At 62.9% G+C, this 21,009-nt stretch carries 18 protein-coding genes; 10 read left to right on the plus strand and 8 right to left on the minus strand.

Features of this window, described 5'->3' with window-relative positions; genetic code table 11:
* Positions 1–7 precede the first annotated feature (7 nt).
* Together KRR38_RS14480 and KRR38_RS14485 are read right to left on the minus strand one after the other, a co-directional pair.
* Positions 8–763: a hypothetical protein gene (locus KRR38_RS14480; RefSeq protein WP_217402612.1), complete on the minus strand. Its 756-nt coding sequence runs from the start codon at positions 761–763 to the stop codon at positions 8–10.
* On the minus strand, positions 742–1,041 hold the full coding sequence (locus KRR38_RS14485) for a hypothetical protein (RefSeq protein WP_217402615.1): 300 nt from the start codon (positions 1,039–1,041) through the stop codon (positions 742–744). The genes KRR38_RS14480 and KRR38_RS14485 overlap by 22 nt, the downstream gene beginning before the upstream one ends.
* 227 nt (positions 1,042–1,268) lie before the next feature.
* Here KRR38_RS14485 and KRR38_RS14490 point away from each other — a divergent pair, with 227 nt between their 5' ends.
* Positions 1,269–2,072 carry a helix-turn-helix domain-containing protein gene (locus KRR38_RS14490; protein WP_217402618.1) on the plus strand — a complete coding sequence of 268 codons (804 nt, stop codon included), beginning with the start codon at positions 1,269–1,271 and terminating at the stop codon, positions 2,070–2,072.
* A 399-nt stretch (positions 2,073–2,471) separates the two neighbouring features.
* Positions 2,472–4,949, plus strand: a complete 2,478-nt coding sequence (locus KRR38_RS14495; RefSeq protein ID WP_217402621.1) for a TonB-dependent receptor — start codon at positions 2,472–2,474, stop codon at positions 4,947–4,949.
* Positions 4,950–5,042: 93 nt separating this feature from the next.
* On the opposite strand, the gene KRR38_RS14500 is transcribed toward KRR38_RS14495, so the two are convergent.
* Positions 5,043–5,924 (minus strand): OmpA family protein, encoded by an 882-nt coding sequence (locus KRR38_RS14500; protein ID WP_217402623.1) that lies wholly within the window; start codon positions 5,922–5,924, stop codon positions 5,043–5,045.
* A 401-nt stretch (positions 5,925–6,325) separates the two neighbouring features.
* Between KRR38_RS14500 and KRR38_RS14505 the strand changes: the two genes are divergently transcribed.
* Positions 6,326–7,003, plus strand: a complete 678-nt coding sequence (locus KRR38_RS14505) for a nitroreductase (protein ID WP_217402626.1) — start codon at positions 6,326–6,328, stop codon at positions 7,001–7,003.
* Positions 7,004–7,048: 45 nt separating this feature from the next.
* Here the strand turns inward: KRR38_RS14505 and KRR38_RS14510 are convergent, their stop codons facing one another.
* From KRR38_RS14510 to KRR38_RS14520, 4 genes are read right to left on the minus strand one after another with little or no spacing between them, the layout of a single operon-like run.
* Complete coding sequence (locus tag KRR38_RS14510) at positions 7,049–8,584, minus strand: DHA2 family efflux MFS transporter permease subunit (RefSeq protein ID WP_217402630.1); 1,536 nt, start codon at positions 8,582–8,584, stop codon at positions 7,049–7,051.
* 8 nt (positions 8,585–8,592) lie between these two features.
* A complete protein-coding gene (locus KRR38_RS14515) occupies positions 8,593–9,750 on the minus strand; it encodes an HlyD family efflux transporter periplasmic adaptor subunit (RefSeq protein WP_217402633.1) in 1,158 nt (385 codons plus the stop codon).
* Between the two features lie 38 nt (positions 9,751–9,788).
* A complete protein-coding gene (locus KRR38_RS37025) occupies positions 9,789–9,923 on the minus strand; it encodes a hypothetical protein (RefSeq protein WP_256449458.1) in 135 nt (44 codons plus the stop codon).
* A gap of 30 nt (positions 9,924–9,953) precedes the next feature.
* Positions 9,954–11,378 carry an efflux transporter outer membrane subunit gene (locus KRR38_RS14520; RefSeq protein ID WP_217402635.1) on the minus strand — a complete coding sequence of 475 codons (1,425 nt, stop codon included), beginning with the start codon at positions 11,376–11,378 and terminating at the stop codon, positions 9,954–9,956.
* A 249-nt stretch (positions 11,379–11,627) separates the two neighbouring features.
* Here KRR38_RS14520 and KRR38_RS14525 point away from each other — a divergent pair, with 249 nt between their 5' ends.
* On the plus strand, positions 11,628–12,299 hold the full coding sequence (locus tag KRR38_RS14525) for a TetR/AcrR family transcriptional regulator (protein WP_217402637.1): 672 nt from the start codon (positions 11,628–11,630) through the stop codon (positions 12,297–12,299).
* Between the two features lie 147 nt (positions 12,300–12,446).
* Positions 12,447–12,776 carry a cytochrome P450 gene (locus tag KRR38_RS14530; protein ID WP_217402639.1) on the plus strand — a complete coding sequence of 110 codons (330 nt, stop codon included), beginning with the start codon at positions 12,447–12,449 and terminating at the stop codon, positions 12,774–12,776.
* A 93-nt stretch (positions 12,777–12,869) separates the two neighbouring features.
* On the opposite strand, the gene KRR38_RS14535 is transcribed toward KRR38_RS14530, so the two are convergent.
* Positions 12,870–15,224: a TonB-dependent receptor gene (locus tag KRR38_RS14535; protein WP_217402641.1), complete on the minus strand. Its 2,355-nt coding sequence runs from the start codon at positions 15,222–15,224 to the stop codon at positions 12,870–12,872.
* A 298-nt stretch (positions 15,225–15,522) separates the two neighbouring features.
* On the opposite strand from KRR38_RS14535, the gene KRR38_RS14540 reads away from it, so the two are divergent.
* The 5 genes from KRR38_RS14540 (at position 15,523) to KRR38_RS14560 (ending at position 20,905) form a co-directional block, all read left to right on the plus strand.
* A complete protein-coding gene (locus tag KRR38_RS14540; RefSeq protein WP_217402643.1) occupies positions 15,523–16,200 on the plus strand; it encodes a TetR/AcrR family transcriptional regulator in 678 nt (225 codons plus the stop codon).
* A 369-nt stretch (positions 16,201–16,569) separates the two neighbouring features.
* Entirely contained in the window at positions 16,570–17,181 is a 612-nt protein-coding gene (locus KRR38_RS14545; RefSeq protein WP_217402647.1) for a hypothetical protein, read from the plus strand.
* Positions 17,182–18,196: 1,015 nt separating this feature from the next.
* Positions 18,197–19,147, plus strand: coding sequence for an SDR family NAD(P)-dependent oxidoreductase (locus KRR38_RS14550; protein ID WP_217402649.1), 951 nt, complete (start codon positions 18,197–18,199; stop codon positions 19,145–19,147).
* Positions 19,144–19,644, plus strand: coding sequence for an aromatic-ring-hydroxylating dioxygenase subunit beta (locus KRR38_RS14555; protein ID WP_217402651.1), 501 nt, complete (start codon positions 19,144–19,146; stop codon positions 19,642–19,644). Before KRR38_RS14550 ends, KRR38_RS14555 begins: the two co-directional genes overlap by 4 nt.
* A 10-nt stretch (positions 19,645–19,654) precedes the next feature.
* Positions 19,655–20,905: an aromatic ring-hydroxylating dioxygenase subunit alpha gene (locus tag KRR38_RS14560; RefSeq protein WP_217402653.1), complete on the plus strand. Its 1,251-nt coding sequence runs from the start codon at positions 19,655–19,657 to the stop codon at positions 20,903–20,905.
* The last annotated feature ends 104 nt before the right edge of the window (positions 20,906–21,009 follow it).

The raw sequence follows: 21,009 nt of genomic DNA on the forward strand, positions 1-21,009 counted from the left end.
CCCGGCCTCAGCCCTCGATCTGCGAAGCGAACGCCGACCGCTCGATCATGCCGAAGGCCTCCTGCCCGTCCCACTCGTAGTGCGCGCCGCCCTGCTGGAGCGTGAAGCCGCCCATCTCCTGGTTGTTGACCCGGAAAGTGGCGAATTCGGTCGTCCCGCGGATCTGCGCGACGCCGAGATCGGACACCAGATCGAGCGAGGCGTCGTCGCCGCGCGGCATCAGGCGGCGCAGCCAGGGTATCCTGGCCGCGTGGGCAACGTGCATGACGCCGTCCTGATAGATATAGGCGTCGTTGTATGTGCTCCCGTCCGCTGCCGGCGGATAGGTGCAGAGCGCAAAGGCGCGGCCGTCGGGGAAGCAGGCCGCCTGCCAGACGTGCCCGCGAAAGCCGTCGAGCGGGCGGACGCTCTGGCGCTTGATGCGGTTGCCGACGCCGCGGAAGCTGCGCGTCTCGCCGTCCACGGTCAGCGTCCCGCTGGCCCGGAACACCTGCTCGAGCCGCCAGCCGATGCCCATGCTCCGCGCATCGTCCTGCTCGCGCGGCGACATCAGTGCGACCTTCTCGGGCGAAAGGTCCTGGACCCAGCTCGGGGCGACCATTTCCATCTCGATCTCGTACTTCAGCGGGATGCGCGTCCCGGCATCGTCCCTGCCGGCAATCTGGTCGGCCGCGCTGGTGTCGCGGGCGGTGCCGTCGAAGGTCACCGCCCAGCGGCGAAACGGCTCGATCATGCGGAAGGTCAAGGGTCCCGCGCCGAACACCGTCGGGCGCCCCTGCGCGTCGAACGGAGACGGCCCCGCCCCCGGCCGGCACCGCAAAGCACGCGCCCGTCGGGAAAGGCCAGGTTGGCCTGATAGGACCGGTTGTCCCAGCTGTGCGCCTCGCCCTCAATACCCACGCGCGGAATGGCGAAGGCGCCGTTTTCCTCGAAAAGCCAGATCGAGGTGCTTTCGCGCATCTCTGGATCGGCAGGGCATTCGGGAAAGAAAAGTTCGCGGTCGGGGCTCAGGCCACCGCCCATGTCGTTGCTCAGGGTCATGGTCGCTCCTCTCGGCCGCGACGCTAGGGCGACGCCTTTCCCGGCGCCACCCACCAGAGCTTTGTGACGGCGCCAGACCTTTGCCTGGCGGACAACTCGCGCCGCCGAAGGGCGATTTCTGTCCGACAGTCAAAGCTTCGTCCGGCAGCCATTGGCCCGCTGCGTTGCCGTGGGGCGACCCGGTCCCGATAGTCGCCGTAACGACACCTAAGACAAGGGTGAGGGACTTGAGAAAATCGACAGAGCCCGAGAAGGCCAAGATCGCCGAACGCGTGCTGGAGGTTCTCGACTGCTTCGCGGCGACCAACCGCGCGCTCACGGTTACCGATATCGTCCACCGCTATGAGCGTCCGCAATCGAGTACCTCGGAACTGCTGAAAACCCTGGTGCGGATGGGCATCCTCTACCGCGATCCCGAGACTCGCACCTATGTTCCGACCCCGCGACTGGCGACCCTCGGCCGCTGCCTGCAGCCCGAGCCGATCGGCTCGGGACGGCTGTTCGCCTATATGGACCGGCTGGGCCAAGCCGCGCGCTGCGGCGTCGGGCTCTTCGGCATGCTGGGCACGCAGGTCCAGCTGCTGCACTGGGCCAGCGCCCTGCCCGACCCGACCCCCAAGATCTTCTGCGGCGTCAGCACGCGGCTGTCGTCGAGCGCCGCGGGCATGCTGCTGCTCTCGGCGCTGGGCGGAGACCGGGCGAGCAAGGTGCTCTGGCGGCTGCATGCAGAGGCGACCAAGCCGGCCGAACGCTTCGATCTGGCCGAAGCCAGGCAGACCGTGAACCAGTTCGAGCGCAGCGGCCGCGGCATCGGGCCCTCGGGCTTCTCGGCGGACACCCAGGTCGCGGCGATCCTGCTGCCGGGCTTCGCCGGCGACCGCAGCCTCGCGCTGGGCACCGTGTACCTGTCGAGCGACGGCCACGATCCGCTGGCCATGCTGGCGACGCTCGAAATGGGAGCACGGGCCGGGTTCGCGCTGGAGGAGACCGGCGCGCCTCCTTTCGTCAGCGGGGTCAACGAGGCAGGGTAAAATCAACCCCGCTCGGGACGCTAGGCACGTTTTCCGAAAGCTCTTTTTTGACCTGCCAGGACAGACGGCATGTCCAAGGATTACCGTTTCCACCCGATGAAGCCGCTCCACAGTTATCAATCCGCCGTGCAGAAAATGATTATTTTGGCGCCCGTCCAGATCGAAAATTCATATTCAAACTATTAATTTATAATGATTTTCTTAGAACAATCAGGCTAACGACCGTCGCCGCTCAGCCCTGCTTGCCTTCGCACCTATGCACTCGGCGCCGTTCCTGTCGCCCCGCGCATGGAGGCAACCGCGCTTGCTGCTGCGGGGACGATCCGACATCTTTTGTGAGAACGCTGTTTTCGTAGTCGCAGAAAGAACGCGAGCGGGCAGCGATAGAGGGGAATTGTCATGAAATCTTCGGAACGTATCGGTCTGTTCGTCGGCACTGCCTTGGCCGCGTTGATCCCGGCTCTCGCCCAGGCGCAAGACGCCGGCAACGGGAGTGACATCATCGTCACCGCGCGGCGCACCGAGGAACGTCTGCAGGACGTGCCCATCTCGATCACCGTGTTCAACCAGCAGCAGATCGCCGAACGCAACGTCGTCTCGGCCAACGACCTCGCGGCCTATACGCCGTCGCTGAGTTCCAATTCGCGCTTCGGCAACGACACCTCTTCTTTCGCCATTCGCGGCTTCGTGCAGGAAGCGCAGACCGCGCCGTCGGTGGCGGTCTATTTCGCCGACGTCGTCGCACCGCGCGCGCAGGACAGTCTTGCGGGCGGCAACAACGTCCCCTCGGGCTCGTTCTTCGACCTGCAGAACGTGCAGGTGCTGAAAGGCCCCCAGGGCACCCTGTTCGGCCGCAACACCACCGGTGGCGCGGTGCTGCTCGTGCCGCAGAAGCCCACCGACCGCCTGGAAGGCTATGTCGAAGGATCGGTCGGCAACTATGACATGAAGCGTGGCCAGGCGGTGCTCAACATCCCGCTGTCCGATACCTTCAAGGTCCGTCTCGGCATCGATCGGATGAAGCAGGACGGCTATCTGCACAACCGCTCAGGGATTGGCCCCAAGGACTTCAACAACACCGACTACGTCAACGTCCGCGCCAGCGTCGTCGCCGACCTGACGCCCGATCTCGAGAACTACCTGATCTTCACCTATGCCAAGTCGAAGACCAACGGCAATGTGCCGCGACTGACCGCGACCAACACGCAGACGCTCGGCGGCGTGCCCTGCATCCCCGGCTTCGCGGCAGACGGATCGCCGATCCAGGGGGCTGGCCAGCTTCTGTCGTCTACGGTCTGCGCGCAGCAATCGCCGCGCTTCGCGACCTACGGCTACTATGACGTCGAGAACAGCAATCCCGATGCGCATCTCGACGTCGAACAATGGCAGGTGATCAATACGACCACCTGGAAGAGCAGCGATTCGATCACGATCAAGAACATCGCCAGCTACGCAGAGCGCCGTCAGAACCAGAGCGCCAACCTGTTCGGCGACAATATCGTCGTTCCGTCGTTCTTCGGCCCGGCACTGGCGGGCAAGCCCTTCGGCTACGTCAACGTGTTCAACGCCCCCAACCGCGACAACACGTCGCAATATACGTTCACCGAAGAGCTCCAGCTGCAGGGCCACGCCGGCGACAATGACAAGCTGGTCTACCAGCTTGGCGCCTATTTCGAGCGGAGCGCCCCGATCGCGAAATGGATGGGCACGCGTACCTCGATCTTCGCGAGCTGCACCGATGTCCAGAACCTGCAATGCGCGGACATTCTCGGCACGCCCACCGCGCCAGGCGGTTTCGTGCAGGAAACTCTCACGCGTTACTACTTCCGCAATATTGGTTTCTACGGCCAGGCGACCTACAAGTTCAACGACCAGCTCTCGCTGACCGGCGGCATCCGCTACACGATCGACAAGGCCAGCGGCGACGGCGCGGTTCGCACCTTCCTGTTCCCCGTGCCGAACTTCGCTGTGCCGATCTGCGGCATCAACGGCCAGGTGACGCCCGATCCCGACAATTGCGTCGTGTCGCTGACGCAGAAGTCCAGCAAGCCGACATGGCTAATCGACCTCGACTACAAGCCGACCCCCGACACGCTGCTCTATGCCAAATATGCCCGCGGCTATCGCCAGGGCAACGTCAACCCATCGAACACGCTGCCGATCACGGCCGATCCCGAAAAGGTCGATACTTACGAACTGGGCGCCAAGGTCACCTTCCGCGGCTCGGTCAACGGCTATTTCAACATCGCCGGCTTCTACAACGACTTCGTCAACCAGCAGCTGCAAGTCAGCCTGACCCCCGACCCCAGCATCCCGGGCAACCGCGCCTCTCCCTCTGCAGCGATCGTCAACGCGGGCAAGTCGCGGATTCAGGGTATCGAAGTCGAGACGATGATCAGTCCGGTCGAAGGACTACGCTTCAACGCCGGGTACACCTACCTCAAGACCAAGCTCGTTTCCTATTCGCCGCCCAGCTTCGCCGGCTTCCTGACGCCAACGGCCTCGTCAAAGGTCGGTGGCGATCTAGCCCTGTCGCCGCACCACAAGCTGTCAATCACCGGCGCCTACACACTGCCGCTTGACGAGAGCATCGGCCGCATCACCTTCGGCGCCACCTATACCTATACGTCGTCGCAGATCGCTTCGGCGGACTCGCCTTTCGGGGTCCTGCCGTCGACGAACCTCGTCAACCTAAACGCATCGTGGAACGGCATCGCCGGAACGCCGATCGACCTCTCTCTGTTCGCCACCAACGTGACCAAGCAGAAGTATCCGGTCTACGTCGGCGGCACCTTCTATTCCGCCGGCTTCGAGACGCTGCTGATCGGCCCGCCGCGCATATACGGCCTGCGCATGCGCTACACCTTCGGCCGGTAATCCGACAAAACAAAAGGGGCGATCGCGAGATCGCCCCCAAGCCGGGATCGGCGAAGAACCCGGGGTTGGCAGATTGCCCGCCCCGGTTCTCTTTTACATGCCGTCGAGGCCCTTGCTGACCAGGACGTTCACCGCAACGCGGCGGTTCTGCGCCTTGCCTTCCGCGGTGGTATTGTCCGCCGCCGGATCGGCTTCGGCCATGCCTGTCGGCGTCAGCATGCGGTAAGGCTTCCAACCGCAGGCCTGCTGCAAATAGTTGACGACGCGGCTGGCGCGCTTCTCGCTGAGCGCCTGGTTCAGCTCCTCGCTGCCCGTGGAGTCGGTGTAGCCGACGACCAGCAACAGCGCGTTGTTCATGCCCTGGGCCTGGTTGGCCGCAGTGCAGAGATCGGCCTTGCCCTGCTCGGACAGGACGGCCTTGCCAGTATCGAAGTTCACGTTGGTCGTGCTCTTGATGTTGTAGTTGCCGATATCGGCCACGCGGCTGCGCAGCGCCTCGGTTGCCGCGGTCTGCTCGGCAAAGCGCTGGTCGGTGCCGTTGCGGATCATCGCCGCGGTCCGCATGTCCTTGTTCTGGACGCTGATCTTGCTCGCATAGAGGCCACCGCCCGACTGCAGCGTGTCGACGGTGACCGGCAGGCCATTGAGCAGCGAGGCGGGGGTAAGCTTGCTGCTGCTCATGCCCAGGAAGCCGCCGCTCGACTTGACCTGGGTGTTGTCGTTGACCGCGATGACCGTCCGGTTGCCGTCCACAGTGGTCACCTGGATCTTGTCGGCGCTGCGTGCGGAGATCATGCCTTTGATCTGGGGACCCTTGGTCATCGAGGCCGGATCCGGGGTCGTGTCGGTCACGGTGCCCGAGAGGCCGGACTCTGCCGCCTGGTCCTGCGGCTGCGCGGCAAAGCCGACGGACGCCGGCACCGCAAGCAAGGCAACCAGTGAGAGAACCTTGGAACTATTGGAAATGACACTCATTGCGCTACTCCTTCAAAATCAAACTGTCAGACTGCGTACTCGCAGCTCTCGTCCGGCAGCCCCCGCCCGATGGCGCTTCGGCTGCCACAACCCCTTCATCAACTTCGTTACGAAGCGCAGCTGGACAGCCGCACCATGGATTTCCTGGGTGTTCAGCCCAACCTTTCGCTTAGATGAATGCTCCCGACCGCGCTTGTGGTAGACGTTAGTTGGAGATGAACCTGCGACGAACCGTTGCGTGGTGCCACACAAACAAGCCGGATTGGGAAACCGTTTGCAATCGGAGCGGTCTCGCTCACGCCGCGATATGACTGTCGCCGCAATCGCTCATAATGCCATTCCCTGTCCGATCGGGACGCGATAGCGAGGCGCGAACCGGCGATCGAATTCAGGATGCAGGCATGGAATACGATGAAGTCATTCTTGGGCGGCGGAGCATCCGAGGCTACAGGAGCGATCCCGTTCCCAAGGGGCTGATCGAGGAAATCATCAATCTCGTCATGCGGGCGCCGTCTTCCTATAACAGCCAGCCCTGGAGTTTCTTCGTCATCTCCGGAGAGCCGCTGAATCGTATCCGGGCCGGCAATGTCGAGCGGATGGTCGCCGGTGTCCCGGAATCGCGCGAGTTCCGAGCCGGCCAACCGTTCGCCGGCTCGCACCGCGATCGTCAGGTCGGTGTCGCCAAGCAGCTTTTCAGCGCGATGGGCATCGCGCGCGAAGACAAGGACAGACGCGAGGAATGGATGCTGCGCGGCTTTCGCCAGTTCGATGCGCCCGTCTGCGTGATCATCACCTATGATCGAGCCTTGGCCGATAGCGACGACACGCCGTTCGATTGCGGCGGCGTGGCCAACGCGCTGGTCAACGCCGCCTGGTCCCGCGGGCTGGGCACGGTCATCAACAGCCAGGGCATCATGCAGTCGCCGGTCGTGCGCGAGCACGCCGGGATTCCGGACGACCAGGTCATCATGAAGAGCATCGCGCTCGGCTGGCCGGACGAGACATTCCCGGCGAATGCCGTCGTGTCCGAACGCAAACCCCTTGCCGAGACTTTGAACTTCGTAGGCTTCGCCGACTAGCAGCCGGGTGAGCCACGCCCACCCGGCAAGCGAATCCATCGACCATCAATGCACGGCGCTGGCATCCACGGCGCGGGTTGGGCGCGGGGCGAGCCAGATGATCGATGCCGCGGCGGCGAAGACGAAGGCAGCGATCACGAAGGTCTGACCCGTAGCCAGCGCGACGCTTTCCTTGTCGACCACCTGGCTGACGATCATCCGCGCCTGCTCGAACGAGTAACCGCGCGCCGTCAGCTGGTCCATCGTGCCTTGCGCGCCGTTGAGCACGCCCGACAGCGCAGCCCGCTTTTCCTGCGCGCTGTCGTACCAGAGCGTGGTCGAGATCGCGACGGCGACCGCGCCGGCCATCGTGCGCAGGAAGTTCATCACACCGGCCGCCGAGGCGGTCTCTTCTTCCTCGACCGCGCCGAGCGCGATCGTCGTCAACGGCACGAAGAAGAACGGCATGCCCGCGCCCTGGATCAGCTGGGGCAGCGCGAGGGTCCAGAAGTCCGACCCGCTGGTCCACCAGAACACGCGCAGCAGCGAGGTCGCGCCGAGCCAGACTATGCCGATGCAGACCAACCGCCGCGGGTCGACCGTGACCATGCGCTTAGCCACGACCGGCGCCATCAGCACGGCGGCGACGCCGTTGAACGCGGTGGCATAGCCGGCCCAGGTCGCGGTGTAGCCCATCGCGCCCTGCAGCCACTGCGGGATCACGACGAGGCTGGCGAAGAAGGTGCCGTAGGCGAAGACCAGCGCGGTGACTGCGACGGAAAAGCCGCGGTGCCGGAAGACGCGCAGGTCGACTACGGGCTGCTTTTCGGTGAGTTCCCAGATCAGGAAGGCCAGGAAACCGACGCCGGCGATGAGTGCGAGCTGGACGATCATCGGTGCGCCGAACCAATCGTGCTCGCGGCCGAGGTCGAGCATGAGTTGCAGCGCGCCGACCCAAAGGACGAGCAGGCCCAAGCCGATGCCGTCGATCCGTTCCTTGACCAGTTCGGTCTCGGCGCTGCGCAGCACGGTCCAGGCGAGGAGCGAACAGACGACGGCGATCGGGACGTTGATGTAGAAGATCCAGTGCCACCCCCAGCTATCGCTGATTGTCCCGCCCAGGATCGGCCCGAAGATCGGCGCGGTCAGCGTCGTCATCGCCCAGATGCCCATGGTCATCGCGTGCTTGTCCTTGGGGAAAACGCGTAGCAGCAGCGTCTGGCTGAGCGCCATCAGCGGCCCGCCGCAGATGCCCTGGCCGATGCGGAAGGCGACCAGCGCGCCCAGGCTCGGCGCCATGCCGCAGAGCATCGAGAAGACGCCGAAGCCGAACATGCCGCCCGCGAAGATCCGTACGGTGCCGAAACGCTTCGACAGCCAGCCGGTCAGCGGCACGCAGATCGCCTCGGCGACGGCGTAGGAGGTGATGACCCAGGTGCCCTCGCTCGAGGAGATGCCGAGCCCGCCGGCGATGTGGGCGACCGAAACGTTGGCGATCGTCGTGTCGAGCACGACCATGAAATTGGTCACCGCCAGCACCACCCCGGCGAGTATCAGGGTGGTGCCGCTGAGCGGTGCCGGAAGGGATGCTTGCGTGGTCATGACGTCACCTATTCCTTCCCCGAGACGTCGATCTCGGCTTCCATCGAGAGGCCCACGCGCAGCGGGTGCGCGGCGAGTTCCTTGGGATCGAGCGCGATGCGCACGGGCACGCGCTGGACGACCTTGATCCAGTTGCCCGTCGCGTTCTGCGCCGGGATCAGCGAGAAGGCCGAGCCGGTTCCGCCCGAAAAGCCGACGACGCGGCCGTGATAGGTGACCTTCGAGCCGTAGATGTCCGAAGTCAGCGTCACCGGCTGCCCCTCGCGCACGCGCTGGAGCTGGCCTTCCTTGAAGTTGGCCTCGACATAGGCGGCGCGCACCGGGACGATCGTCATCACCGGCGTGCCCGCGGCAAGCCGCTGGCCGACCTGGAGTTGGCGGTTGGTCACCACGCCGTCGATCGGCGCGCGCACCACGGTGCGGGCGAGATCGACGCGGGCCTGGTCGAGCTTGGCCTTGGCCGCGGCGACATCCGGGCTGGTGTCGACGCTCGATCCGGCGATCAGCGCATCGTTGGCGGCGCGCTGGCCGCTCGCGGCGTTACGCGCCGCGATGGCCTGCGAGAGGCCGGCCCGCGCTTGGGCGAGATTGCCCTCGGCCGTGGCATAGGCGTTGCGTGCGACGGTCAGTTCCTCGCCCGAGACGGCACCGCTGGCGGCGACGCCGGCGCGGCGGTCGAGATCGATGCGGGCCTTGGCCAGCGCCGCGGAAGCGATTCCGACCTGCGCCTGGGCGCGGCCGATGTCGGCCTCACCCGCCGCGACCTGCGAGCCGAGCGCACCACTGGTCGCCACGGCCTGGCCGAACTGGCGGCGCACGCGCTGCCATTCGGCCTCGGCGCGGGCCAACGAGAGCCGGGCGTCGGTGTCGTCGAGCCGGAACAGCACGTCGCCGCGCTTGACCACCTGGGTGTTGCCGACACCGACCCAGGCGACCGGGCCGGAAACCAGCGGTGTCACCTGGGCGGTATCGGCGTTCACATAGGCGTTGTCGGTCGACACGAGGTCACCGTCCGCCAGCAGCCAGTAACCGACCGTCGCGGCGGCGAGCGCGCCGCCGAGGGCGATGAAGAGCTTCTTGCGCCGGACCTTGAGGTCCGTCTGCTCGGGGCGGGGAAATTCGACACGCTTGATCGTGTCGGTCTCTTGGAAAGCAAGTTCAGCCATTTCGGTATTCCTTTGATCATGAGTGCGTTGGATGGGGATCAGAGCGGGGTGGCGGCGTGCAGCATGTCCATCGCGAGCCAGTATGCGGCGCCGACGATCACGAACCTGGCGCCTGCGCCGAGCACGAGAATCCGGGCCACCCTGCGCCAGGCAGGGCGGGTATTGGTGGTCATGACAGGTCTCCTGTTTTGGGGTGTTGAAATTCAGGTCTGGGTGAAGCCGCCGCCGAGCGAGCGGACCATGGCCACGTCGAGGGTAAAGGCCCGGGCCTCTAGCTCGGCGAGCGAGCGACGCGCCTGGAGCACGTTTTCTTCGTTGCTCAGCACGTCGAGATAGGTCGCCAGCCCGCGCTCGTAGCGCGTGCGGGCGAGCGCATAGGCGCCTTCGGCATCGCCGAGCGACTGGCGCGTCTCGGCGAGCCGCACGGCCAGCATCTTGCGGCTGACCAAGGTGTCGGCGACTTCGCGCAGCGCCTGGACGACCGCGCCGTCATAACGCGCGACGGCCTCGTCGTACTGGCCGCGGGCGCCGCGGTACTGGCCGGACAGCGCGCCGCCGTGGAAGATCGGCAAGGTCACCGCGGGGCCGACATTGCCATAGGCCGAGCTGCCTTTGACAAGATTGCCGAAGCCCAGCGCCTGCAGGCCGATCAGGCCCGAGAGGCTGACGTCGGGATAGAAGGCGGCGCGTGCGACCTTGATCCGGCTGGCCGAAGCCTCAACCCCGGCACGAGCCGCGGCGATGTCCGGCCGCCGTCCGATCAGGTCGATCGAGGCTTCGGCAGGCACGCCGCGAACCTGGTTGAGCGCGACGGTCGGGCGGGCGATCGAGAGCGCACGGTCGGGGCCGGCTCCGGTCAGCGCGGCCAGGGCATTGCGAGTCAGCGCGATCGCCTCGTCGGTGGCGGCAAGTTCGGCGCGGGCGGCGGGAACCCGCGACTGTGCCTGCTTGAGCGCCGCGCGGTTGTCGAGGCCGGCGTCGACGCGGTTGGAGACCAGCCGCAGCGTCTCGCCGCGGTTGGCGACGATCGCCGCGAGCACGTCGCGCTGGGCATGCAGCTTGGCGAGATCGGCATAGGTCGCGGCCAAGCTGGTGGTCAGAACCAGGCGGGCTTCCTCGACCTCCAAGCGTGCGGCTTCGGCATCGGACCGGGCGGCAGCGAGCGCGGCGCGGTTCTTGCCCCAAAGGTCGAGATCGAATGAGAAGCCCAGCCCGACCTTGGCGCTCTGGCTCCAGCCGTTCGGCACGAAGGTGGCGGGAACGCCGTTGTTCTCGCTCTGCTGGACGTAGCCGGCGCTCGCGCTGGCGTCGACCGACGGGAGGAGCGCGGCACCGGCCTGCTGGGCATAGCCCTGGGCCTGGCGCAGCCGGGCCGCAGCCGCCTTGAGGTCGGGCGAACCGGCGATCGCCTCGTCCATCAGCCGGTCGAGCTGGGGATCGTCGTAGCCTTTCCACCAGCCCATCACCGGCCACTCGGCGGCGGGACTGCGCAGGCTTTCAGTAGCGGCGACCTCGGCCACCGGGCGGATTTCGGGACGGGTGCCGAGGTCCGGAACCGAGGCGCAAGCGGGCAGGGTCGCGGAGCCGGCCAACAGCAGGGCCAGCCCGCGGATGCGGGTGACAGACATGGGAGAATTCCTTTTAGGTACTTGTTGGTACCACATCTAAATGCGTTTCTCGCCACCGCCTGTCAACAAAAAATAGGTACCATATGGTACCGTCATATAATACCTTATATTTCATATATTTATACATCATAATGAGGACTTATATCCTCCATAAATGCTCTATATGGTATCCTTTGATGAACGAAATTGGACAAACCTAAGGGAATCTCCCCCCTTGAAATGATTCGAATCGTGTACCAGGTAGTTCCCATGAAGATTGGCAAGCGCGAGACCCAGCGCCTCGAGAAACGGGCACAGATCATCGCCATCGCTCGGCAGCACTTTTTCGAGCATGGCTTCGACAACACCACGATGTCGGGCATCGCCGCGCAACTCGGGGGGTCGAAGCGAACGCTATGGAGCTATTTCTCCGACAAGGATGAGCTCTTCGCGGCCATGCTGCTCGATACCGCCCAGGGCATCCGCTCACAGATCGAGCTTCCCACCGAAGACGGCGACCCGCTCGAGGTGCTGACCCGGGTGTGCCGCTCGATCATCGATCGCGTGCTTTCGCCGATGGTGATCGCGATGTTCCGTCTGGTCGGTCCGCTCGCCGATCGCCGGCCCGACATCAGCCGGATGTTCTACGAGCGCGGGCCCGGTGAGACCCAGCGCCTGATCGGCGAATATCTGCGCGAGAACTTTGCCGAGGTCCTCTGGACGACCGACTTCAGGACGGCGGGCATAGATCTCGTTGCCTTCAGCAGCGCCGAGATGCACTTCGAGCGGATGTGGGGGCTGAGCGTCGCACCGACGAACAAAGAGAAGGACGCGCGCGCGCGCAAGGGCGCCATGCTGTTCCTCCGCGCCTATGGGCGGAACCCCGATGCCCTGGTGCCGCGCGATGCGCTGATCGGCAGCGAAGCCGGCGTTCAGGAATGAGGGCGAAAGCGATAGCCATGTCGCTCAGTCCATGTCGAACAACTTGCCGGGATTGAGGATGCCCTTGGATCGAGCGCGCGGCGGATCGCGTGCATCGGGGCAAGCTCGTTCGGTGAGCGCGTTCAGGATAGGTAGGGCGCACGCGTCGTGCGCGACGTCGAGCTTGGCGGCGTTGCTCTAAAGCGCGGCGATCTGGTGGTCGTCCCCACCCCACTGGGCAATTTCCCGCAGGACGGAGAGGACTGGCTCGCGGTCGATTTCCATCGGCCGCGCATCGCCCATGCCACTTTCGGCGCAGGGCCGCATTTCTGCCTGGGGGCCATGCTCGCGCGCGCTGAGATCCGCATCTTCCTCGAAGAATGGTTGAGCCGCATTCCCCACTTCGCGATTGCCGAAGGTACCGTGCTCAAGGTCCAGGTCGGCGCCGCCGCGATAATACGCCGCCTGCCGCTGGTCTGGCCCATCGCGACACAATAGCCCGACGATACCGGCCTTCGCGCATGAGCGGCGTAGCCGCGCCAAAACGAACGGGGGCGCAGCGACCGTGTGCCACGCTCCCCGCGTTTATCCTCAGAACGAGATGTTCAACTCAACGCCATAGGTTCGCGCCGTGACGTAGTTCGACGAAGCCAGATAGTTGAGCGACAAACCGGAATTGGCTGCGCGAGAGTTGAACAGGTTTCGCGCGTAGGCGGCAAGTTCGGTCTCAACGCCGCCGATGTTGATGTTGCGCAACGCCGCGCGGGCATTCACGTTCCAGTAGGCGTCCTGATAGGCGAAGTTCGGCGCATAGACGATCGATCGCGAGAGGTTCGGATCGAGCAACATTTTCGACTGCCATTGCGCATCGGCGCGCAGCAGCAGGCGCGCTTCGTCCCACAGCGGCTCGCTTTCGTACTGGCCAAACAGGCTCGCGGTCCATTTCGGCCGCTGGGTCGGGGTATAGGCGCCGCCGTTCGCCGCCAGGAGCAGCGGCTTGGGATCGGTCAGCTTGGTGTCGGAGTAGGCCAGGCTGCCGCCGAGCCGCACCCCACGAGTCGGCGCAGCTTCCATCTCGAACTCGAAGCCCTTGCTGGTGATCGTGCCCGCAGAGATGAGGAAGGTGCCGACCGGCGGCGCACCCGGCACCAGCGTCGAGGTCGAGGACTGCTGGAAATTCTTGTACTGAACCCAGTACACCGCGAGGTTCGCGCGCAGGTTGTGGTCGAAGAACTCGGTCTTGACGCCCCCTTCGACCGACTTGGCCGTCTCGGGCGCGAAGTCGAGGCCCGCAACCGATCCGCCGGACACGAAGGCGGTCGAGAACTTGGCGTAGACCAGCGTATCGTCGTTGGGCTTGTAGTTGACGCCGACGAGGTAGCTCGGCCGCGTGTCGCGATAGCGGAACAGGATCGTCTGCGTCGCGGGCGCGGTCCCCAGGATGAAGCGTCCGGTCTTGCTGTCGCGCGTCACGCGGATGCCACCGACGAGATCGAGCTGCGGCGTGACGTGCACCTCGGCCTGGCCGTAACCGGCAACGGAGGTCGCCTTGTTCAGCGTATCGACCACGCTACCCAGCGTGAACTTTCCGCCGGGGAGCGGCCTGAAAGCGATCGTGCCGGTGAAGCCGAAGGTGCCGGTAGTATCCTCGGACTTGAACCAGAGGCCGCCCAGCGTGAGCGTCAGGAGGTCGGAATTGTAGTTGACCTGCAGTTCGTCGCTGTACTGCTTGTTGCGGCTTACCGTCTGCGAGGCAGTGACGAGGAACGGTGATCCGACGAGCGAGGCCGGCAGGCCCAGCAGCGGCGCCGCCTGCGCGGTCAAGGTCAGGGCGCTGATGCCGTCGATCGACGCATTGGCGAAGATGAACGACTTGCGGAAGGCGAAGACGTTCTTGAGCGATATCTGATCGTTCACCGTATAGGTGCTCGTGAGGCTGTGCCCCTCGTTCTTCTGGTCGGTCGGGATAACGTAGGAGTTCATCACCGCCTTCGGCCGCAGCCCGTCGGACGCTATCGGCACGGGGGTCGGCTGTGTCTGGATCAGGGTGGAGACGAAAGCACCCGTTCCCGGCTGGTTGGGGTTGTAGCCGACGATCCCGGTGCCTTCGGGCGTGTGGAAGGCCCGGCTCAGATCGAACTTGTAAACGGTCTTGAAGTCGCCGCTCTCGAACTTGAGTGCGGCGAAATAGGTGTTGCTGTCCCGGGTGCCGAGCCACTTGGGCGAAACGCGCACCTTGGCGACGAGCGGATCGGGAGAAACGGTCCGATCCCATACCGTGCCGGCGCCCAGGTTCAGGATGTCGCCATGGATGTAGTCACGCACATAGCTGAACGACGCGCTGAAAGGCCCGAATTCCGGCGTGTCGATGCTTGCGCGCAGGCGATAGGCATCGCGGTTGCCGACCGCGGCCGAGCCGCGGAAACCGAACTTGCCGCTCGGGTCGCGGGTGGTGATGCTGACCGCGCCGGCCGTCGCGTTGCGGCCGAACAGCGTGCCCTGCGGCCCGCGTAGGACCTCGATACGCGAGACATCGGGCAGTTCGAAGATCGATCCGCGCGGCGCCGAAATGTAGACACCGTCGAGATAGGTGGAGATCTGCTTGTCCGACCCGGGCACCACGCCGAAGCTGGCCGCGCCACGGATGGTGAAGGTCGGCACGCTGCTGCCCCCGGCGGACGGCCTGACGGTGACGCCGGGCGCCAGGCCGCTGAGGTCGTTGACGTTGGTGACACGGTTGGCCTGCAGCGCCTCGCTGCTCAGCGCCGTCACCGCGATGGGCACGTCCTGCACGCTCTGTTCGCGCTTCTGCGCCGTGACGACGATGACGTCGAGGCCACTGTCCTCGCTGGCGGTGTTCTGCGCCGCGGCTTGGACCGGCAACAGGCCGACAATGACGAGGCTTGTGCCCGCGAACCAGAATGCGATGCGATTGCTTGCCTTCATGATAACCCCTCTCCCCAATGCAGTTTTCTTTTTGATCGGCGGCGCACGGCACCATTTCCGACTTTTTTTCATCGACTTAAGCTTACGGCCCTCGACCAACGACGATCGCGGCCAATCATTACAGAGGCCTCGCCCGAAAAATCGAAATCAGCCTGCCGCTAGTCTTCAGTTGACAACTTAGAGGTGTCAAGGAACAAACAAGCGAGCGCTTGGTAGGCAAGTCTGCGTTTCCGCTGGCGTCAAATCGGCGACGAAATACGCTCGCCTGAGCCCTCGCCGGGACGATGAAACGCGCCCTTTGATCGGTGGGCTTGCGGCGCCACCGACGGGCCGCCTAAGGTTCGGGATGGGCCAACCGCCATCGCCGATCCGGCGTCGCAATGCGGCGCAAACGAAGCAGCAGATCCTCGCCGCTGCCAAACAGTGCTTCTCTGAAATCGGCTACGCCAACACCGGGATACGTGACGTCGCGGCCGTGGCCGGGGTCAGTTATGCGCTCGTGGGCCGCTATTACGGCTCGAAGGCCGGCCTGCTCGAAGCGGCGCTGAGCGCGTTGATCAGCGCCGAGGCCCTGATCGAGATCGAGCGGTCACGCTTCGGCGAGAACATGGCGAGGCTGGTCGCGCGCGCCTCCGTGAGCGAAACCACCAGCACGATGACGGTTCTCTCCGCTGCCGATCCGGTCGCACGGGCGATCGCGAAGCGCCTGCTGAATGACGAGATCATCGATCCACTGACCGTCTGGCTCGGCCCGCCTTTCGCGCGCGATCGCGCGGTCGCGATCGCCATGCTCGGAGCTGGTTTCGTCACCCACTCCCGACTGGTTCCCCTGCTGGGCGACAAGCCCGATTTGCACCCCGATCGACCCATCGTCCGCTGGCTGGCGAACGCGCTGCAGAACATCGTCGACGATCCGGACCAATGGCGCAGCCCGACAGATCCGCCGGAGGATCGCAGAGCTGATTTAGATCGTTAGGAATCGCTATGAATTCTATAGGCGCCAGTTGCCGGCGGAGAGGCTCTGACGGCGCTGTCAGTCTATTTCGAACGCTCCCACAGAGCGCCGTTGCCCAGCTCAGAGCTACAATGAGCAGACTGTGTGGCGGAGAGGGTGGAGCGTAACTCCAGCATTTCTCCGGGTTACAGCCCGATTTCGGGATCGTGCCAAGCTGTCACGATAGTTTCATCCAGTCCCAGTCACGATCTGGCACGACAGCTCCCTGGGTGAGGTTGATCGTGCCAAGTATCGTGCCAGGAAAGGTTCGGTCACATGACTGCTTTCGACATGACGGACATTCTTAACCGAAGCCCCCTAGGCCCCTCCGTGAGTGTAAGGTGAGCCTTTATGCGTGATTTTGGCTACTCTAAGCGCGGGCGCGAGGTAAATGAAGCGCATGCCGAAGTGCATGCCGCTTTCGAGGGGGTCGTAAACAGGTACGACAGGAGCGATCCAAGGACGCAACGCTGGCTCGACGCCATCAAAGCATACCGAGCAGCTTGCGCGCGCGCATATCCCGAGCCCTTGCGAGAGGTAGATCGAGGCATAAAGCGCGCCTCGGAAATTGACACAGTGGACATGCTGGATTTTCTTGAGGCCGATCCGTTCTTCGACCGATCCGGTTATATGAAGGAAAAGCTTCTGGGGGAGCTAAAGCGGCGGAAGCTCGATCACCATGAAATTAAGCGACTGCAAGCAATCATACTCAGCGTCGTCAAGAAGGACGACCATCGCCGTGAGTTCCTGCGTTACTGCCGCGCCAGTGCCAATGTCGACGACGAACATTTCCGAGCGGAACTGGGCGCCTTGGAGCGATCAGATGATCCTCATGTTTCGCAGCGCGCCAACTGGGTGCTGGCTGCGCTTGACGGTAAATGGCTTGACCTCAAGCGCGCGGCGAGAGGGCATGAAAGGCGCGGCAACATGTATTTTGCGGTGCCAAATCCGCGCATCCCATAAAGATTGAACGTCCGCTCTCTGCAGAGAATGCCGAACTATCCGCTATGCGGAACTTTCATTCTACCGGCGGGAACCATGCCAAAGACGTATTTGGCACGGTCAGCCAAAACGGCTGATTTCTGAGGGGCAGCTGGCGGAGAGGGTGGAATTCGAACTGTGACATTAGGCTATTGATTTCCGTGCGTCTTTCAGTTCGGCTTCCTCAAAAAGCCATAGTTAAGGCCACGCGTTTGGAATCTCATATTCTGAGGGCGATTATACCGCACCAACTCGTCGGTGCGACGTCGTAGTAGCCTCTCGATCAATTAGGATCAATTCCCAGCGACGAAAGCTTGTGTCAGGCCGGCAGTTGCCCGGTCCGGCCAAGCCGGCGTCAAGACGCAGAGAATCCAATTTTCAACTCACGCACCGCATGCAAAATGTCCCGTGTTCGCAAAGGGCTCAGCGCGTATCGGCCGTCTGCTTCGGCATCGACGATTTTACATACTCCTTGTTATCGATTCGGAATATATGAAGATCAGGGACCGCGCCGCATTCGGTGACTCAGAACAGATCTCGCCACTCCGAATTGAAGAACCCTTCTGCTGGACGGCAGGTACCCTTTTTTGGCACCAGCCGCACACAAGCTCAGCGTTCAGTCGCTGTGGGCCCACCACATCCAACACACTGCCTAGCGCACAGAGGGCGAAGATTTCAACGTCCGCAGCGATAATTTTGGCCACATCGACAATCCACGATGCTCATCCGAGCGCCGGCATCGGCGGGCATGCAGGATAGCTTGCCGCCAATATTGTCAGTGCCCTTTACCCCTGCCCGAATCCCACGAGATTTCGAGCCACAGTATGCTCCGCAGCAGCTCCAAGCTCCATTGGCGGGCGATAATCGATTCGAATCGAAGTTGATGCCGTCCCGGCATCAGTGACCGCATTGAAAGCATTGGACTTGGCCCTCGACTACGCTCATTTTTGAACCATAAAACAAATCAATGTCATTACTTCTAGGGAGCGGAGAGGCTGTGCACGAGCTACGTCACAAGGTCATCGTCATCACCGGCGCTGGTCAAGGCATCGGCCAAGCATACGCGATGAGATTCGCACAGCTGGGCGCTGCCATCGTTGTAAACGATATCAACGTCGACGCCGCCAATGCGGTCGCCACGGCGATCAAGGACGAGGGCGGCCAGGCAATCGCGAATGGCGCAGACATTTCAGATTGGGCGCAAGCCGGGACCCTCATTGGCAGCTGCATCGATGCCTTTGGCAGAATCGACGGGCTGGTAAACAACGCTGCAATATTTAGTGCCGGCAGATTGGATGAGTACGAACCGGGCTCTTTCGAGCGAATGCTGTCCGTAAATGTGCTCGGCACCATCAATTGCGCCTCACATGCGCTTCGACAAATGCGAAAGCGCGGGACCGGGGCAATCTTGAACGTCACCTCCGGTGCTCACATGGGAGTCCCGGCAATGGGTGCATACGGTGCCAGCAAAGGGGCAGTCGCTTCACTGACATATAGTTGGGCCGCCGAGCTCGAGGCCAGCGGAATCAGGGTCAATTGCATATCGCCAATGGCGCAAACAGCGATGGGAGATGCCTTTAGCGTTTATCTACAGAGCCGCGGCCATGCGGGTGCGAAATGCGCGCTGACTGCCGCATCTAACGTCGATGTAGCCGCGTTCTTAATGTCGGATGACGCCGCGGCAATTCACGGACAGATCGTCCGCATCGAGGGGGGACATCTAAGCCTGATTGCTCACCCGGCGGTCGCACTTCCATTGATGGTCCGGGAGAGCGGCTGGAGCTACGAAGCTGTCGTCGACGCCTTCGAGAGTGATCTCACGCACCGCCAGGTGCCGGTTGGCGTTGTCGGCGTCAGCTTGGGCGAATTTCGCCCGGCCTCGGAGATGTGGGTCGCGGACGGAGCTGCGGGCCTAGAGCATGCCGTGAGCCGGGGTGCACGCAAATGAGCGGGAGAGCCGATAACGCTGACTTGGGCCGCGACGGCCCCGAGCTGAAGGTCCTAGTCAGAGACTTGTACGAATCTTACTGCGCCACCCTCGACGATGGCGACCTAAACGGGTGGCCGGACTATTTCACCGAGGATTGCAACTATCGGGTCCAATCCTCGGAGAATTTCGACCTCGGTCTGCCGCATGCCCCAATATTCTGCCGTGGGAAGGGCATGCTGCGCGATCGCGTGTCGGCCTCGGGCGTGATGGTTTATGAGAAGCGCCGCCAACGGCGGTTTGTCACGAACGTCCGCATATCGGAGTACGAGCCCGTTATTCGCGCCTCCGCCAGCTTTCTCCTCACTGAGTGCATGCTGGACCGCGATCCGGTGCTCGCCATGACGGGCCGCTACATCGATACACTGCGCAAAGATAATGGTCGGCTCCTACTGCAAGATCGACTGTGCGTTTATGACAATTACCGCATCGTACAGAACTTGATTTATCCGATCTAAGGAAAACGCCATGACTGTTCAGCGCAAAATTGCGTCCCAAAGAAACTGGCCTGATCATGGCGAGTTTCGCATACCAGGCTGGGTTTACACCGATCCAGAGGTTTTCACCATGGAAATGGAGCGTTTCCACCACGGTCCTACATGGAATTATGTCGGTCTCTCGTGCGAGATTCCAGACGTCGGATCATGGAAGCGAAGTTCGGTCGGCCTGAAGTCCGTTGTGATGACGCGCGATAAGGCGGGGAACATACATGTTGTCGAGAACCGATGCCCCCATCGCGGCGCCCCGATCTGCTGGGAGCTCCAAGGCAAGAGCACGGGGCTGAATTGTCCCTACCACCAATGGCGCTTCAATCTGCGTGGCGATTTGATCGGTGTTCCGTTCGAAAAAGGGTTCAATAGCGCTGGGGGCATGCCCGAAGGCTTCGACAAAGCCGCGAACGGTCTGCTGAAGTTGCGAAGCGAAGTCCGCGGCGGGGCAGTATGGGCGACATTCAGCGACGAGGCGCCGCCTTTTGAGGAGTTTGTCGGCGCCGATCTCCTGGCGGCCCTGGATCGGATAGCAGGGCGCGGGGAGATGCGGCTCCTTGGCACCAGCCGTCAAATATACAAAGCCAATTGGAAGATGTGGATAGAGAACGCGCGTGACAACTATCACGCCACTTTGCTCCATACCTTTCTGACGGCTTTCAAGCTGTTTCGCGCCGACCTGCCGCCGCCCGAACTAAACATCTTTGGCGTTCATACAACTGGCAAGGTCTATACGCGCCCAGAAGTTCTTGGCGATCTGGAGGCGGACGCTGCCCAAGAGATGAAGAGCCTGCGCAAGGACTACAAACTCCATGACTGGGAAACCGTAGACACGGACCGGTATGATTATGAAGATGGGTACAACATCGGCTTTCAGATGTTCCCAAGCAGTATGTATCAGCCCCATCTCAACGTCCCGAGCTTCCGCCATATTGTTCCGCTCAGCGTCGATGAGCATGAAATACGCTGGACGTTCTTCGGATTCGAAGACGATGACGACGAACTTTCGGAGCGCCGGCTGAAGCAGGCCAACATGGTCGGACCGGCAGGTTTCGTGACAGCCGAAGATGGAGAAGTCCTCGTCCGCAGCCAACCCGTTATCACCAGTAGCGCCGATCGCGACCAAATTATTGAGATGGGTCTCGGCGGAGATCAATCACTAGATACGATGATAACAGAAAAGGCAATTAGAGCCTTTTATACTGGCTATCGCGATATCATGGGATTTTAACAACAAGTTAATCAAGGCTTTTTCCGGATTCGGATCTCCGATTTCAGGAGATCGACAAACTGCTGCGTCCTGATGGACCGCATTTAGATATACTTTAATTGGGG

Source organism: Novosphingobium sp. G106 (assembly GCF_019075875.1).
In the GTDB taxonomy this organism is placed as follows: Bacteria; Pseudomonadota; Alphaproteobacteria; order Sphingomonadales; family Sphingomonadaceae; genus Novosphingobium.